The sequence below is a fragment of the Gordonia sp. OPL2 genome, from assembly GCF_003797825.1.
Taxonomy (GTDB): domain Bacteria; phylum Actinomycetota; class Actinomycetes; order Mycobacteriales; family Mycobacteriaceae; genus Gordonia.
In genome coordinates this window covers 56878-72392 of the sequence record NZ_RKME01000010.1, presented here as the reverse complement: position 1 = coordinate 72392, position 15515 = coordinate 56878, and the positions used below count along the sequence as shown (strand labels likewise).

General features: G+C 68.0%; 14 protein-coding genes. 12 read left to right on the top strand and 2 right to left on the bottom strand.

What is annotated here, in order from left to right:
• Positions 1–9: 9 nt before the first annotated feature.
• The 5 genes from EEB19_RS12310 to EEB19_RS12290 all read left to right on the top strand — a co-directional run bounded on the left by EEB19_RS12310 (position 10) and on the right by EEB19_RS12290 (position 6523).
• Positions 10–1056, top strand: a complete 1047-nt coding sequence (locus EEB19_RS12310; protein WP_187586598.1) for an amidohydrolase family protein — start codon at positions 10–12, stop codon at positions 1054–1056.
• Entirely contained in the window at positions 1053–1823 is a 771-nt protein-coding gene (locus EEB19_RS12305) for an iron-sulfur cluster assembly protein (RefSeq protein ID WP_187586597.1), read from the top strand. The genes EEB19_RS12310 and EEB19_RS12305 overlap by 4 nt, the downstream gene beginning before the upstream one ends.
• Entirely contained in the window at positions 1820–2845 is a 1026-nt protein-coding gene (locus tag EEB19_RS12300; RefSeq protein WP_187586595.1) for an NAD(P)-dependent alcohol dehydrogenase, read from the top strand. Before EEB19_RS12305 ends, EEB19_RS12300 begins: the two co-directional genes overlap by 4 nt.
• Before the next feature lie 45 nt (positions 2846–2890).
• On the top strand, positions 2891–4540 hold the full coding sequence (gene groL, locus EEB19_RS12295; RefSeq protein WP_187586593.1) for a chaperonin GroEL: 1650 nt from the start codon (positions 2891–2893) through the stop codon (positions 4538–4540).
• A gap of 195 nt (positions 4541–4735) precedes the next feature.
• On the top strand, positions 4736–6523 hold the full coding sequence (locus EEB19_RS12290; protein ID WP_187586591.1) for a sigma-54-dependent Fis family transcriptional regulator: 1788 nt from the start codon (positions 4736–4738) through the stop codon (positions 6521–6523).
• A gap of 47 nt (positions 6524–6570) precedes the next feature.
• On the opposite strand, the gene EEB19_RS12285 is transcribed toward EEB19_RS12290, so the two are convergent.
• Positions 6571–7263 carry a hypothetical protein gene (locus EEB19_RS12285; RefSeq protein WP_187586589.1) on the bottom strand — a complete coding sequence of 231 codons (693 nt, stop codon included), beginning with the start codon at positions 7261–7263 and terminating at the stop codon, positions 6571–6573.
• A gap of 130 nt (positions 7264–7393) precedes the next feature.
• Between EEB19_RS12285 and EEB19_RS12280 the strand changes: the two genes are divergently transcribed.
• The 5 genes from EEB19_RS12280 (at position 7394) to EEB19_RS12260 (ending at position 12231) form a co-directional block, all read left to right on the top strand.
• Positions 7394–8050: a class II aldolase/adducin family protein gene (locus EEB19_RS12280; protein WP_187586587.1), complete on the top strand. Its 657-nt coding sequence runs from the start codon at positions 7394–7396 to the stop codon at positions 8048–8050.
• Positions 8047–8946: a carbohydrate kinase family protein gene (locus EEB19_RS12275; protein WP_187586585.1), complete on the top strand. Its 900-nt coding sequence runs from the start codon at positions 8047–8049 to the stop codon at positions 8944–8946. Before EEB19_RS12280 ends, EEB19_RS12275 begins: the two co-directional genes overlap by 4 nt.
• A 115-nt stretch (positions 8947–9061) precedes the next feature.
• A complete protein-coding gene (locus tag EEB19_RS12270) occupies positions 9062–9553 on the top strand; it encodes a RidA family protein (protein ID WP_187586583.1) in 492 nt (163 codons plus the stop codon).
• A 70-nt stretch (positions 9554–9623) separates the two neighbouring features.
• Positions 9624–11000 (top strand): FAD-binding oxidoreductase, encoded by a 1377-nt coding sequence (locus EEB19_RS12265; protein WP_187586581.1) that lies wholly within the window; start codon positions 9624–9626, stop codon positions 10998–11000.
• A 100-nt stretch (positions 11001–11100) separates the two neighbouring features.
• Positions 11101–12231: a helix-turn-helix transcriptional regulator gene (locus EEB19_RS12260; protein ID WP_187586579.1), complete on the top strand. Its 1131-nt coding sequence runs from the start codon at positions 11101–11103 to the stop codon at positions 12229–12231.
• Positions 12232–12250: 19 nt separating this feature from the next.
• On the opposite strand, the gene EEB19_RS12255 is transcribed toward EEB19_RS12260, so the two are convergent.
• Positions 12251–12835 carry a TetR/AcrR family transcriptional regulator gene (locus tag EEB19_RS12255; RefSeq protein WP_187586577.1) on the bottom strand — a complete coding sequence of 195 codons (585 nt, stop codon included), beginning with the start codon at positions 12833–12835 and terminating at the stop codon, positions 12251–12253.
• A gap of 107 nt (positions 12836–12942) precedes the next feature.
• Here EEB19_RS12255 and EEB19_RS12250 point away from each other — a divergent pair, with 107 nt between their 5' ends.
• Positions 12943–14718: an acyl-CoA dehydrogenase gene (locus EEB19_RS12250; RefSeq protein ID WP_187586575.1), complete on the top strand. Its 1776-nt coding sequence runs from the start codon at positions 12943–12945 to the stop codon at positions 14716–14718.
• A 34-nt stretch (positions 14719–14752) separates the two neighbouring features.
• Entirely contained in the window at positions 14753–15514 is a 762-nt protein-coding gene (locus EEB19_RS12245; RefSeq protein ID WP_187586573.1) for an SDR family NAD(P)-dependent oxidoreductase, read from the top strand.
• The last annotated feature ends 1 nt before the right edge of the window (position 15515 follow it).

Genomic DNA, 15515 nt, shown 5'->3' with positions numbered 1-15515 from the left:
GTGAGAAGCATGTACGAGAAGAACGGCGAGAAGTATTTCATCGTCGATGCCCACGTCCACCTGTGGGACGGTCGTGAATCCAACCAGCGCAACATCCATGGCAAGCAGTTCATCGACTGCTTCTACGACTATCACAAGAATCTCAGCCCCGAAGAGCAGGTCTGGGACTACGACACGTACTGCTACTACGGTCCGGACCGCCTGATGCGCGACCTGTTCACCGAAGGCCCGGCCGATCACGCGATCTTCCAGGCGACGATCCTCTCGGAGTTCTACAAGACCGGGTTCGCCCAGGTCGATCAGTCGCTCGACCTGTGCCGGTCGCACCCGGATCAGCTGACCTACAACCACGCCTACGATCCCCGGCACGGCGAGTTCGGCCTGGAGCAGTTGCGCCGTGACGCGGAATCGATGCACCTGCAGGGCGTCAAGCTCTACACGGCCGAGTGGTACGGCGACTCGCGAGGCTACAAGCTCGACGACCCGTGGTCGCGTCGCTACCTCGAGGAGTGTATTGCCCTGGGGATCAAGAACGTCCACGTGCACAAGGGCCCGACCATCCGCCCGCTGGACCGCGACGCCTTCGACGTCGCCGACGTCGACAAGGTGGCCACCGATTACCTCGACCTGAACTTCATCATCGAGCACGTCGGTCTGCCGCGGCTGGAGGACTTCTGCTGGATCGCCACCCAGGAGTCGAACGTGTACGGCGGCCTGGCGGTGGCGATCCCGTTCATCCACACCCGTCCGCGGTATTTCGCCCAGATCATCGGCGAACTCCTGTACTGGATCGGCGAGGACAAGATCCTCTTCGCCTCCGACTACGCGTTGTGGACCCCGCAGTGGCTGGTGGAGCGTTTCGTCGACTTCCAGATCCCGGAGGACATGACGGAGTATGCGCCGATCACCGTGGAGCAGAAGAAGAAGATCCTCGGACTCAACGCGGCAGCGCTCTACCCGAACATCAAGGTGCCCGACGAGCTGCAGATCCCCACGGATGCCGCGAATCCGGGTGTGGAGGTGGCGGCGGGCGCCAAGGATGCGGTGACGGCATGACCGCGCTGGCCCCTGGCGGCGTCCGGCCGATGACGATCGAGGACGAGGTGCTCGCCGCCCTCGCCACGGTCGTCGACCCGGAACTCGACGAGCCGATCACGGACCTGAATTTCGTGCGGTCCATCGTGATCGACGACGTCGGTGTCACCGTGCATCTGCGGCTCCCGACGTCGTTCTGTTCGCCGAACTTCGCCTATCTCATGGCATCCGACGCCCAGGACGCGTTGCACCGGATCGACGACGCCGGCCTGGTCCGCGTGATCCTCGACGATCACCATGACAGCGACAAGATCAATGCCGGCCTGGCCGCCGAGGCCGGCTACGTGGGGACCTTCGGGGTCGAGGCCGACGAGGGTCTCGACGATCTGCGGGAGATCTTCGTCCGCAAGGCGCACACGGCCGCGATGGAACGATGTGTGTCTGATCTGCTGGCGCGCGGCGAGGTCTCCATCGGCGACATCGCACACCTGACCCTCCGGGATCTGCCGCCGGGCCCCAAGAAGGCCGCGCTGATGCGACGCCGGGTGAACGCGGGATTGAGCCTGTGCCCCAACAGCCACGTTCTCGTCGACGAAGACGGTCGCCCGGTCCCCGCCGACGACGTGGCCATGCACCTGAGATTCGCGCGGTCGGTGCGGATCTCCATCGAGGGCAACGGCCATTTCTGCCGCGGCCTGCTCGCCACCCGCTACGCCGACGACGCCGACTGCGACGGTCGCAGCGGGCCCGTCGTCACCAACCGCAGATCCGAGAGGAGCGCATCATGAAGGCCGTTCAAGTGGTCGGATACCACGACAAACTCCAGCTCAACGAGATACCCGATCCACAGATCACCGGACCGCTCGACGTCATCGTCAAGATCGGTGGCGCGGGTGTGTGCCGCACCGATCTGCACATCCTCGAGGGACAGTGGGCCGAGAAGAGCGGCGTCGCACTGCCGTACACGATCGGTCACGAGAACGCCGGTTGGGTGCACGCCGTCGGAGACGCGGTCACCAACGTCGCCGTCGGCGACACGGTGATCCTGCATCCGCTGATCACCTGCGGACTGTGCCGCGCCTGCCGCGACGGAGACGACGTCCATTGCGAGAACAGCGATTTCCCCGGCATCGACACCGACGGCGGTTACGCCGAGTACCTGAAGACGACCGCCCGAAGCGTCGTGGCCATCGACGAGTCCCTTCAGCCCGCCGATGTCGCCGCCCTCGCCGACGCAGGACTGACCGCGTACCACGCGGCGGCCAAGGTTGCGCGGATGACTCGCCCGGGCGACACCTGTGTCGTCATCGGCGCAGGCGGACTGGGGCACATCGGAATCCAGGTACTCGAGGCCATCTCGGGGGTCACGATCGTGGTCGTCGACCGCAATCCGGAGGCCGTCGAGCTCGCGGTCGAGGTCGGCGCGCATCACGGCATCGTCGCGGACGGGACGCACGTGGACCGGGTGCTCGAGCTCACCGATGGCAAGGGGGCCGAGGCCGTCCTGGACTTCGTCGGCGAGGGCGGTGCCACCGCCGAGGGCATCGCGATGCTGCGCCGTGCCGGCAACTACTTCGTCGTCGGGTACGGCGAGAACATCGACGTCCCCACCATCGACGTCATCTCCACGGAGATCAACTTCATCGGCAATCTCGTCGGGTCGTACAACGACCTGACCGAGCTGATGACGCTCGCCGCGCAGGGCAAGGTCACATTGCACACGACCAAGTACCCGCTCGACGACTTCCAGCAGGCCATCGACGATCTCGACGCCGGGCGCGTCCGCGGGCGCGCCATCCTCATCCCCTGACCGGCACTCCTGCCTGTCACCACCACACACGAAAGGCCTGATCCCATGGCAAAAGAGTTGCGCTACAACGCCGAAGCGCGGCTACGACTCGAACGGGGCGTCAACGCCCTCGCAGACGCAGTCAAGGTCACCCTCGGACCGAAGGGCCGCAACGCGGTCCTCGAGAAGCTCACCGGACCACCCACCATCACCAACGACGGCGTGACCATCGCCCGCGAGATCCAACTCCGGGATCCCTTCGCCAACATGGGCGCCCAGCTGGTCAAAGAAGTCGCCATGAAGACCAACGGTGTCGTCGGCGACGGAACCACCACCGCAACCGTTCTCGCGCAGGCGATGGTCCGCGAGGGGCTGCGTGCCGTCGACCAGGGCGCCAACCCGATGCGGGTGCGCCGCGGCATCGAACGGGCCGTGGCGACCGTCATCGAATCGTTGTCAGATCAGGCAGTACAGATCGGCGGACGCAGCGACCTCGAACGCATCGCGAGCTTGGCGGCCAGTGACGACGAGGTCATCGGTGCGGTGATCGCCTCGGCGGTCGAGCATGTCGGCAAGAACGGCGTGATCACGACCGAGGAGAGCGACACGCTCGGACTGTCGGTCGACGTCGTCGACGGGATCGAGTTCGACCACGGCTACATCTCGGGCTACATGGTCACCGACCACGAGCGGATGGAGGCGGTGCTGGACAACCCCGTCGTCCTCCTCACCAACAAGAAGATCACGTCTGTGCAGGAGATCATGCCGGCCATCGAATCGGCGAAGCGTGCGGATCGCCCTCTGCTCGTCCTCGCCGAGGACGTCGACGGGCCGGCACTGCAACTCCTCGTGGGCGGCAACATGCACAAGACGATGCAGTCCGTGGTGGTCCGCGCACCCGGCTTCGGGCATCGGCGCGTCGCCGAGCTGGAGGATCTGGCCGTCGCCCTCGGCGGGCACGTCATCGCCAAGGACACCGGGCTCGAACTGTCCGAGGTCTCGGTCGATCACCTCGGCACCTGCGATCGGGTGACCGTCACCGAGAACGAGACGACCATCGTCGGCGCCCACGGCGACCAAGGACTCGTCGATGCCCGCGTCGCCCAGTTGGAGGCACAACTGTCCCGTGCGCGGATCGACGCGGACCGCGACAGCCTCGAACTGCGGGTCGCGCGACTGACCGGACGGGTCGCGGTCATCCGCGTCGGTGGCGTCACGAGTGTCGAACTCAAGGAGCGCATGCTGCGCGTCGAGGATGCCCTCGCGGCCACCCGGGCCGCGGTCGAGGCCGGGATCGTCTCGGGCGGCGGCACAGCCCTCGCGCAGGCACATCGCGCCCTGGAGGTACTCACCGCCGACGGCGACGAGGCAGTTGGCATCGACGTCGTCCGCAGATCGCTCGCCGAGCCGCTCCGCTGGATCGCCACGAACGCCGGATACGAGGGCGACGAGGTCGTGAAGGTGGTGACCGGCCTGCCGATCGGGCACGGGTTCAACGCGCTCACCGGCGAATACGGCGACATGTTCGACGAAGGCGTGATCGATCCCTGCAAGGTGACGCGGGCGGCGCTGGAGAGCGCCGCCTCGATCGCCGCGCTGCTGATCACCACCGAGACCGCCGTCGTCGAGGAGGTCTTCACCCATCCCGGGGCGATCGAGGCCCCCGGTTTCGGTGACCTCGCGGAGGGCATGGTGCGCCCCTCGAACATCTATTAGCCGGCACCCGGCGGCCCCGCCGGCCGAGCTGGGCCGGTCGCGATCCGGACGACAGACGTTCGCGGCGTTGATCGCGGCCGGCCCTCCCCACCCCGCACTCCCCGACCCACTTGCTCGTCGACCCACTCGGAGTCGCCGAGTCCGATAGACTCAGACCGATGTGAGATCCACATCACAGAGGAGTTCGTCAGTTCTGTGAGTTTCCAGCCCACCTCCCAGACCGAGACGCCCAGCGGCATCGCCGCCGCACGTGAACGCTTTCTGACCGACGACAACATCTCCGTCGGAGTCCGCGAGAGCATCTCCACGTCGTGGCGCCGGTCCCGCGCGTTCAACGTCCACGCCGACCGTCTCGAGTTGCCGTTCGTCCGCGAACCCAACCTCGAGAGCCCTCTCGTGTCCGCGGCACGACCCATCATCCGGCAGCTCGCCGACGACCTCTCCGCCGAACCGGTGAGCATCATTCTCACCTCCTCGGACGGCGTGGTCCTGTCCCGCGCGACCGCCCACCGACCGCTCGGCCGCATGCTCGACGAGGTGAGTCTGGCGCCCGGGTACAGCTACAGCGAGGAACACGCCGGCACCAACGGCATCGGTACCGCACTGGAGAACCGGCAGGCCACCCTCGTCCGCGGGTCGGAGCACTATGCGAGTCTCCTCGCGGATCTGTCGTGCGCCGGCGTCCCGATCGTGCACCCGGTGTCGGGTGCGGTGATGGGTGCGCTGGACCTGACCGGCCTCGCCGACGACGGGGGCCCACTGTTGTTGTCGCTGGCGAAGTCGGCGACGGCACAGATCGAGCAGCGCATGCTGTCGCAGGCCAGCGAACGTGAATCACGACTGCTCAACGCCTACCTCGCGACCTGCCGGCGCGCGCCCCAGATGATGGTGCTCGCGATCGCCGGCGACGTGGTCCTGATGAATCAGCGTCTCCGCCTCGCGGTCGATCCGCAGGACCAGATCTCCCTCCTCGAGCACGCCGTCGACCAGACCCTCGATGCCACGGCGTCACGTCGGGTGAGCACCCTGGCAAGCGGGCGCGCGGCCCGGTTGTCGCCGGTTCCCGAGTACTGGGACGAGCGGTCGGGCATGGCGGTGTTCCACGTCCACATCCTGGATTCCGGTGAGCGCCCGGAACCGCGGACGTCGACGCGGCGTGCCGGGTCGGGCCTGCCGGGCGTGGTCGGGCGCAGTTCGTCGTGGCAACAGTGCTGCGATCGGGTCGCACGTCACGTCGGTGTCGGCGAGTGGATCGCGGTCGCCGGGGAGACCGGCACCGGCCGATCGACGGTGCTCCGCGCCGGCGCCACCCGGGCGCGGGGAAGTGTGCGTGTGTTCTCGGCTCAGGATCTGCGGGTGCCCGAGACCCTCGACGCCCTCGCCGTCGAACTCGACCGCGACGATTTCAGCGTCGTACTCCGCGACATCGACACCCTCGACGGCCCGACACTGGCGCATGTCGCGAGCATGCTGCAGGGCCGGGAGAGCGCGGGCTGGGTGGGCGTCACGGTCGGGCACGTCACCGTCGACGCGCTGCACGACGCGGACGCGGCGGCGATCCTGTTGCCGTTCTTCTCCCACACCGTGCCGGTCCCGCCGCTGCGACACCGCATCGAGGACCTGCACGATCTGATCCCGACACTGTTGCGCCAGCTGACGCGGGGACGCGAACTCACCGTGTCCGCGGAAGCGATGCGACAGCTCAGCAAGTACAGCTGGCCGGGTAACGTCGCACAGCTGCGACAGATTCTGCGCGAGATCGTCACCCATCAGCGGTCCGGTGTCATCGATGTCCACCAGTTGCCGCCGTCCTGCCGCTCCCTGAGCCGGCACACGCTGACGCGGATCGAGGCCCTCGAGCGCGACGCCATCGTCCGCAGTCTGGAGGAGAACGGTGGCAGCAAGGCGACCGCCGCTGCCGCACTGGGCATCTCCCGCGCCACCATCTACCGCAAGATCAAAGAGTTCGGCATCGACGTCTGAGCCCACCTCGCGGCCGCGTCCAGAATCTCGCCGACCGAGCCCGCCGCTCATCTCTCCGAGGAGTCCTGCTCCCCGTCGATCCCCTTGTTCGGCAACGGTTTCCGCCACGACGTGATGCGGACGGCGATGCGGTCGAGCCGGGAACCGGACCAGGTGACGTCGAGACCGTGCCGCTGCAGCGTGTCGACGATCTGCTGGGCCAGCAAGGTCTCGGTGCGCTCGTACGCGCAGTGTTCGGCGTCGAGGTCTCCGGCGGACATCGCATCGAGCAGCGAATCCGGCAGGGTGGGATGGGGACGGAATCCGCTGTAGCCGAGGTAGAGGACGGGGTCATCGTCGGCGAGCCGTTCGGCGTCCTGCTCGTGGAAGGACACATACGCCCATTCGCGGAACTTGTACCAGCCCTCCCGATCCGGGTCCGGGGTGCGCTCGTCGTCGACCGCCTGTGTCGCACAGCGGGTGCAGCACGAGAAGTTCATCAACGCCAGAACGCCGTCGGCAGAGAGTTCGTCGAAAGCACCCCGCAGCCGACCATAGTCACCGGTGTCGGTCCACTCCCTCTCCGCCGCCGAACGCGCCTCCCACGATCGGCGCACCTCGACGACGGCCTCCTCGGGCGACAACCCCAGGTCCTCGGCCCAGTCACGAGCATCCGATTCGACCTCGTCGCGCTCGGCGAAGCCCGGCACCAGCCGCGACCTCACCAGGGCCTGTAGGTCGCCGAGATCCTCTGCCCGCATGACACGTCCTCCTGTCTCCTGGTCCGTCTCGTTCCCCTGCTCTTTGGACGAAGGATCGGCGCCCCCGGTTCCGCGGCCGGGCCGGTTCATTCGTTCGGCCGACGGCACCACGTCGCGTACTGTTTCGATCGTGCGATTCACCGACGAGCGGGCGGCCGTGGTCGCTGCGTCCCATCGCCTGGGGCGCGCCGGTATGACCCACGGAACCGGGGGCAACCTCTCGATGCGCCACGGCGACCACGTCGTGCTCACGCCATCCGGATGCCGGCTCGCCGACGTCACCGTCGATCAACTGGTGGTTGTCGACCTCGACGGCACCATCGCCGACGACACCACGTTCCGGCCGACGTCCGAACTGCGCATACACCTCGACGTCTATCGTCAGACGTCGGCAACGGCCGTCGCGCACGCACACCCGGTCGCCTCGATCGCCGTCGCCAACATCCTCGACGAACTACCCGTCGTGCACTACACCGCCGCACTCATCGGCGGATCCATCCGCGTCGCGCCGTACGCGGTGTTCGGAAGTCGGGCACTGGGCGACGCCGTCGCGACCGCACTCACCGACCGCACCGCGGCGCTGATGCGCAACCACGGCTCGGTCGCCTACGGCGACGACCCCGACATGGCGTGCGACCGAATCGAACTCGTCGACTGGCTGGCCGACCTCTATCTCCGGTCGGCGGCCGTCGCACCGCCGGCCGCCCTCACCGACGACGACATCGCCGAGGTCGTCGTCACCGCACTGCAACGCCAGTACACACCGTTTCCCGGGAGGAACGCATGAGAGTCGCCACCTTCGGCGCCCACGTCCTGGACGTCCTGGCCCAACCCGTCGACGAGATCCCCGACGGTCAGGGCGCCGCCCTCGTCCGCGACATCCGGATGTCGGCGGCCGGGCCGGCCGGGGGTACCGCGATCACGATGGCCAAACTGGGCGCCGAGGTCTACACGGTCGGCGCGATCGGCGCCGACGATCCCGGCGACCTCCTGACGACCATGCTGAACCGGTACGGCGTCAACACCGATCACCTCGTGACCGTGGATGCGCCGACGTCGATGAGCATGCTGCCCATCCGCAGCAACGGCGACCGGCCGGCACTACATCTGCCCGGCGCCAACCTCGCCTATCCGCTCGGTGACGCCCCACTGGAGTTGCTCACCGGCGTCGACCATCTCCACATCGGCGCGCCGGAACTGCTCAACCCGCCGGAACTGGCCCCCCTGCTGGCCGACGTCCGTGCAGCCGGGACGACGGTCTCCGCCGACATCCTCGCCGACGGCGACCCCGGGTTGCTCGCCTGGATCGAGCCTGTCCTGGCACAGCTGGATTACCTTCTCCCCAACGACGATCAGGTGCGCGGGTTCACCGGCGAGGACGACCTCGTCACCGCTTGCCGCCGACTGATCGACTGCGGCGTCGCGTGCGTCGCCGTGACCGCCGGCGCCGACGGCGCCCACGTGGTCACCGCCGACGATGCCGAACATGCTCCTGCGCGACCGGTCACGGTCGTCGACACGAGCGGGTGCGGCGACTCCTTCTCCGCAGGCTTCATCGTTGCGCGCGGGCATGACTTCGGACTCCGCGAGGCAGCCGAGATCGGTTGTGCCGTGGCGGGAATCGTGGCAACAGGGCTCGGCAGCGATCACGGCGACTTCACCTTCTCCTCCGTCACGAGCTGACCCCCGGCCGACGGCCACCGGGTACACCGAACGCACGACCCCCAGAAATCTGGGTCGGGAATTCCCCCGATGATCGGGATGGGAAACATCGCCCATCCACGCGAGTCTCGTGGACATGACCACGACGCCCACCACCCCGACATCGGCCACCTCGACATCGGCCACCCTGACATCCGTCACGCCGACACCCGCCACCCCGACACCCATCGCCCGGCCGCTCACGCGCATCAATCCGTCGACCTGGAACGCCCCGTTCCGCTTCGACCATGCTCAGCTCCGTCCCGCCCCGCGCGAGCTCCTCACCATCGCCGGGCAGGCCTCCGTCGACGACGGCGGTCAGGTCCTGCACGACGGTGACCACGCCGCGCAACTGTCCCTGGCCGTCCACCACATCGAAGAGATCCTCGCGCAGGCCGGGATGACCCTCGCCGACGTGTTCTCGTTGACGATCTACACGACCGACATCACCGCGACCCTCGCCGCGTACCAAGCACTCACCGAACGCCTCGACGCCCATCGCGCGACGCCGCCCGCAGCACTCGTCGGGGTCACCGCGCTCGCCCTACCCGGCCTCGCCATCGAGATCACTGCTCAGGCGGGTCGATGAAAGACCCTCCCTCGCAGACACTTTCGACACGAACCTGCCCTCACCATCTCACCATCACAGGAGAACTCTCATGACCGTCACCACGCCCGATGAACACGTCCCCCCGACCGACATCGCCGACCTCGCCGCAGCCGTTCGCGGCCCCGTTCTCACGCCCACCGACGCCGCGTATGCCGAAGAACTCGCCGGCTTCAACGTCGCCAACCAGCCGAGGCCCGACGTCGTCGTCGGCGCGACCTGTGCCGACGATGTCGTTGCCGCGGTACGCCATGCCCGCGCCACCGGCCTGCGCGTCGGCGCCCGCGCCACCGGTCACGGCCCGGTTCTCGAGGGCGACCGCCACCTCACCGTGACGACCTCGCGGATGACCGACATCACCATCGATCCGGTGGCCAAGACCGCCCGCGTCGGGGCCGGCGTCCGTTGGCGTGACGTCGTCGCCGCGACTGCTCCGCATGGACTCACCGGCCTCGTCGGATCGTCGTCGTCGGTCGGCGTCGTCGGCTATCTTCTCGGCGGAGGTCTCAGCCCCCTGGGCCGGCAGTACGGGTTCGCCGCCGACCACGTGCTCCGCATCGAGGTGGTCACCGCCGACGGCGTACTCCGCACCGTCGACGCGAGCGCCGGCTCCGACCTGTTCTGGGCACTGCTCGGCGGACGAGACGGCTGCGGCATCGTCACCGCGATCGAGTTCGGCCTGCTGGATCTCGCAACCGTGTACGGCGGCGGGATCTTCTTCGCAGGTGCCTCCGCCGCACAGGTCCTGCACGCATGGCGGCGGTGGGCGCCGACCCTCCCCGTGGAGGCCGGCACGTCGGTCGCCGTACTGCGCCTGCCGCCGGATCCGCAACTGCCGCCGCCGCTGCAGGGTCAGATCGCGGTGCACGTGCGGTTCACCTTCACCGGAGACCCGGCGATCGGTGCCCAGATCCTGGCGCCGATGCGTGCTGCAGGACCGATCCTGCTGGAGAACGTCGACGTGATGCCGGTGGCAGCGCTCGACGCGGTCCACATGGATCCTCCGGGGCCGATGCCCAGCATCGAACGCGGTGTCACGGTGAGCGCACTGCCGCCCGACGCCGTCGACGCCCTGCTCGCGGTCGCCGGGCCACACGTGGCCAGTCCGCTGGCCATCGTCGAGATCCGTCTGCTCGGCGGCAGACTGCGGGCGCCGCAGGGCGTCCCGAACTCGGTGCCCGGACGAGGCGGCTCCTACGCCGTGCTCGCCATCGCGGTGCCGGCGGGCCCGCTCGCGGCCGAGGCGGCCCCACACGTGGCGGCCGTGAACGACGCGGTGGCCCCGTGGACCGACGGCGCATTGCTCAACTTCGTCGGCCGCGTGCCGGCGGTCGAGCTGCCCGCCCTGTGGTCGGCCGACGACCGTGACCGACTCGCCGAGATCCGCCGCCGGCACGACCCGGCCGGGATCTTCGCACGCTCGGTGTGAGCCCCCGATCACACCGTCCCGGGGCCGGCCGGTCATTCGACCGGTCGGCCCCACTTTTCTGGGATGGACAGATGACCTGCACGGATGGAGACTTGTGACCATGGCCACAGCCCTGACCGTCGAACGTGTGCGCAGCGACGTCGACGTCCTCGCCCGCGCCGGTCTCGACGTCGACGAGTTCATCGGCGAGGCGATCTCCTCCCTGACCCGAGCCGTGCCCCACACGGCCGCCTGCGCGGCCACCGTGGACCCGAACACCCTGATGCTCACCAGCGCAAGAAAATACGGCAGCCTCCTCGGACGGAACGAACACGACGACGAGTTCGGCATGATCGAGTACGGCATGGTCGAGGACTCGTCGTTCCGTGAGCTGGCCACGTCCGGCGTCGACGCCGTCGGGATGCATCACCTCACGGCCGGCGACACCGGGCGCTCGCATCGCATGGGCGAGTTCATGTCGCCGCTGTTCGATTTCGCCGATGAGGCGCGACTGATCGTCCGCGACGGTGACCAGGTGTGGGGTGGTTTCGCCTTCTTCCGCGTCGCCGGTGAGGAGCCGTTCACCCCGGCCGAGGTCGACATCCTCCGCTCGGTGTCGCAGCCGTTGGCACGCGGCGTCCGCACCGGACTGCTCGCGAGTGTCATCGCCGAACCCCAGACGACACCGATGGGTCCCTGCGTGCTGATCGTCGGCAGCGACAACCAGATGATCCAGATGAGCGCCGGGGCCGAGGAGCGGGTCGACGATCTGCTCGCCGGCAGCAACAGCGGCGCCGCCACCACGGTCATCACCGCCCTCGTGGGCGCCGCCCGACGATACGGCCGCGGCGAGAGCAATGTCCCACCGCGCCTGAGGGTTCGCGGCGCATCCGGCATGTGGCTCGTCGTGCACGCGTCGCCGCTGTCGAATGCCGACGGCCGCGTCGGCGAGGTCGTCGTCACCATCGAAGAGGCGCGACCGCCGGAGATCGTGCCGCTGGTGGTGGCCGCGTTCGGACTGACCGCCCGCGAACGCGACGTCACCCAGATGGTGCTGCAGGGAGTGGCGACGAAGGACATCGCCGCGACACTGCACGTGTCCGCCTACACGGTCCAGGATCACCTCAAGTCGATCTTCGACAAGGCCGGCGTGCGCAGTCGGCGCGAGCTGATCGCGCGCGTCTACTTCGATCAGTACGCGCCGCGGATGAACGAACCGCTGCTGCCGTCGGGGACGTTCGAGCCTCGCTGAGTCTCCCCAGCGGTAACCGCTATCGCACCATCCGGACCGCGAGATCACCGTAGGCGCGGCCGAGCGCCGCCGGATCCCGGTGCGTGCGCGACGGGAACCACCGGCACACGTCCACACACAGTGACGACACGGCGAGAACCACATCGTCGGCGTCGGCCACCGAGAACTCACCGGACTCGACGCCACTGCGCACGATGACCGCGAGCACCTCCGACGTGTCGCGGCGGATGGTGGTGATCGTCCGGTAGTGCTCACGGGTGAGTCCATGCAGCTCGTACTGCACGACTTTCGCCAGTTCGCGATGCTCCGCCTGCCACCGGGTGAACTCGTCGACGACGGCCCGGAGCCGCTCGCCGGCCGCCGCGGTCTCGTCGTCGACCGCTCGCAATGCCGCCAGTACACCGTGATGGCCATCGAGAGCGATGGCGAACAGCAGTTCCTCCTTCGACCGGTAATGCGGGTACATCGCCGCAGCACTCATGTTCAGCCGTTTGGCGATCTGCCGCGTCGAGGTGCCCCCGTAGCCCACCTCGGCGAACGCCGCGATGGCGGCCTGCCGGATCCGCTCCGCCGCGGCCGAGTCACCCGTTCGTGTCACCGCCATCGCACACCTCCTCGTCGACCCGATCGCTCATTGACCGATCGCACTGTACGGTGCATCATAAGCGAGCGCTTAGAAATGAGCGATCGCTTAGCCGACGAAGGAGTCCCATGGCCGCCCCACTGTCCCGACGCGATCTCGAGTTCCTGCTCTACGAATGGCTCGACGTCGAGAAGCTGACCGGGCGCGAGCGCTTCGGAGAGCACTCCCGCGAGACCTTCGACGCCGTCCTCGCACTCAGCGAGGACCTCGCGACCAAACGCTTCGCGCCGTTCAACAAGCTCGGCGACCAGAACGAGCCCGTCATCGGCGACGACGGCAGAGTCGTCCTGCCCGAGGAGATCGGCTCCGGGATCGCCGAGTTCGTGAAGGCCGGACTCATGGCCGGCTCGTTCGACGACGACCTCGGTGGGATGCAACTGCCGACCGTCGTGAACCGCGCGGCGATGGCCTGGTTCCAGGCGGCCAACGCGGCCATGTCGTCGTACACCTTCCTCACCGTCGGCAACGCCAACCTCATCGCCGAATACGGCACGCCCGAGCAGATCGACACCTGGGTCCGGCCGATGGTCGAGGGACGATTCTTCGGCACGATGTGCCTGTCCGAACCGCAGGCGGGGTCGTCGCTCGCCGACATCACCACCAAGGCCGAACCGATCGGTGACGGCACATACCGCGTCACCGGCACCAAGATGTGGATCTCCGCCGGCGACCATGAGCTGTCCGAGAACATCGTGCACCTCGTCCTCGCCAAGGCCCCCGGCGGCGGCCCCGGCGTCAAGGGCATCTCGCTGTTCATCGTGCCCAAGTACCTCGCCGACGGCACCCGCAATGATGTCGCACTCGTCGGCCTCAACCACAAGATGGGCAACCGCGCGACGACCAACACCCTGCTCAACTTCGGCGACGGAACCCACTCTCCGACTGATGAATCCGGAGCGGTTGCGTACCTCGTCGGCGAAGAGCACCGCGGACTGTCCTACATGTTCAAGATGATGAACGAGGCGCGGATCGGGGTGGGATTCCTCGCCACGTCGCTCGGCTATGCGGGATATCTCGCATCGCTGGAGTACGCGAAGGTCCGCACGCAGGGCCGTCCCGTCGATCAGAAGGACCCGGCCGCCAAGCCGATCCCGATCATCGAACACACCGACGTCAAGCGGATGCTGCTCGCCCAGAAGTCCTATGTGGAAGGCGCTTTGGCGCTGGGGCTCTACTGCAGCAAGCTGGTCGACGAGCAGACCACCAGCACCGGCGACGACGAGGCCCGCGCCGGCCTGCTGCTCGACGTGCTCACCCCGATCGCGAAGAGCTGGCCGTCGCAGTGGTGCCTCGAGGCCAACAGCCTCGCCATCCAGATCCACGGCGGCTACGGGTACACCAAGGAGTTCGACGTCGAGCAGTACTACCGCGACAACCGGCTGAACCCGATCCACGAGGGCACCCACGGCATCCACGGACTCGATCTGCTCGGCCGCAAGGTGATCATGCAGGGCGGCGCCGGGCTCACCCTGCTCGCGGAGACGATCGGTGACACCGTTCAGCGCGCGGCCGCCGATGAGACGGCCGCCGGATATGCCGCCGACCTGCGCTCCGCCCTGGACCAGCTGGTGACGACGACCACGCAGGTCTGGTCGACAGGCGATCCCGCAGTCGCACTGGCCAATTCGACGGCCTACCTCGAATCAGCGGGTCACATCGTATTGGCGTGGATGTGGCTCGACCAGCTGCTGGCGGTCGGCGATCGGACGGGCGACTTCTACGACGGCAAGCGTGCCGCGGCAGGCTATTTCTTCCGTTACGAACTGCCGAAAGCGGTCGCCGGCCTGTCGCTGGTCGCCTCGCTCGATCGCACCACCCTCGACGCCGACCCCGCCTGGTTCTGACCACCCGCACACCCTCCGACAAGAGGAGCCACCCATGCCCGTGATGGATCTGTTCGACATGGCCGACAAGGTCGTCGTCGTAACCGGCGCGTCGTCCGGCCTCGGCGTCGCCTTCGCCAAGGGGTTCGCCGAGGCCGGCTGCGACATCGTGCTCGCCGCCCGCCGCGCCGACCGTCTCGCCGACACCGCCGCAGCCGTGGAGGCGTTGGGACGCAAGGCCTTGTCGGTGCCTGCCGACGTCGCCGACCCGGAGCAGTGTCAGGCGGTGATCGATACGGCGATGGAGACCTTCGGTCGAGTCGACGTGCTGATCAACAACGCCGGCGTGGGCACCGCGGTCCCGGCCACGCGCGAGACGCCCGAGCAGTTCCGGTCGGTGGTCGACGTGAACCTCAACGGTTCGTACTGGATGGCGCAGGCATGCGCTCGGGTCATGCAGCCGGGCAGCACTGTCATCAACATCGCCAGCGTCCTGGGTATCACGACCGCGGGGCTCCCGCAGGCGGCCTATGCGTCCAGCAAGGCGGGTGTCATCGGCCTCACGCGTGACCTCGCACAGCAGTGGGGTTCACGCAAGGGCATCCGGGTGAATGCCATCGCGCCGGGATTCTTCGAGTCGGAGATGACCGACACCTATCACGACGGCTATCTCGAGTCCCAGTTGCCGCGCGTACTCCTCGGACGCATGGGACAGGGCGAGGAGCTCGCGGCGACAGCGATATGGCTCGCATCGCCCGCGTCGGGTTACGTCACCGGACAGACGATCGCCGTCGACGGCGGCGTGACCGTCACGTAGT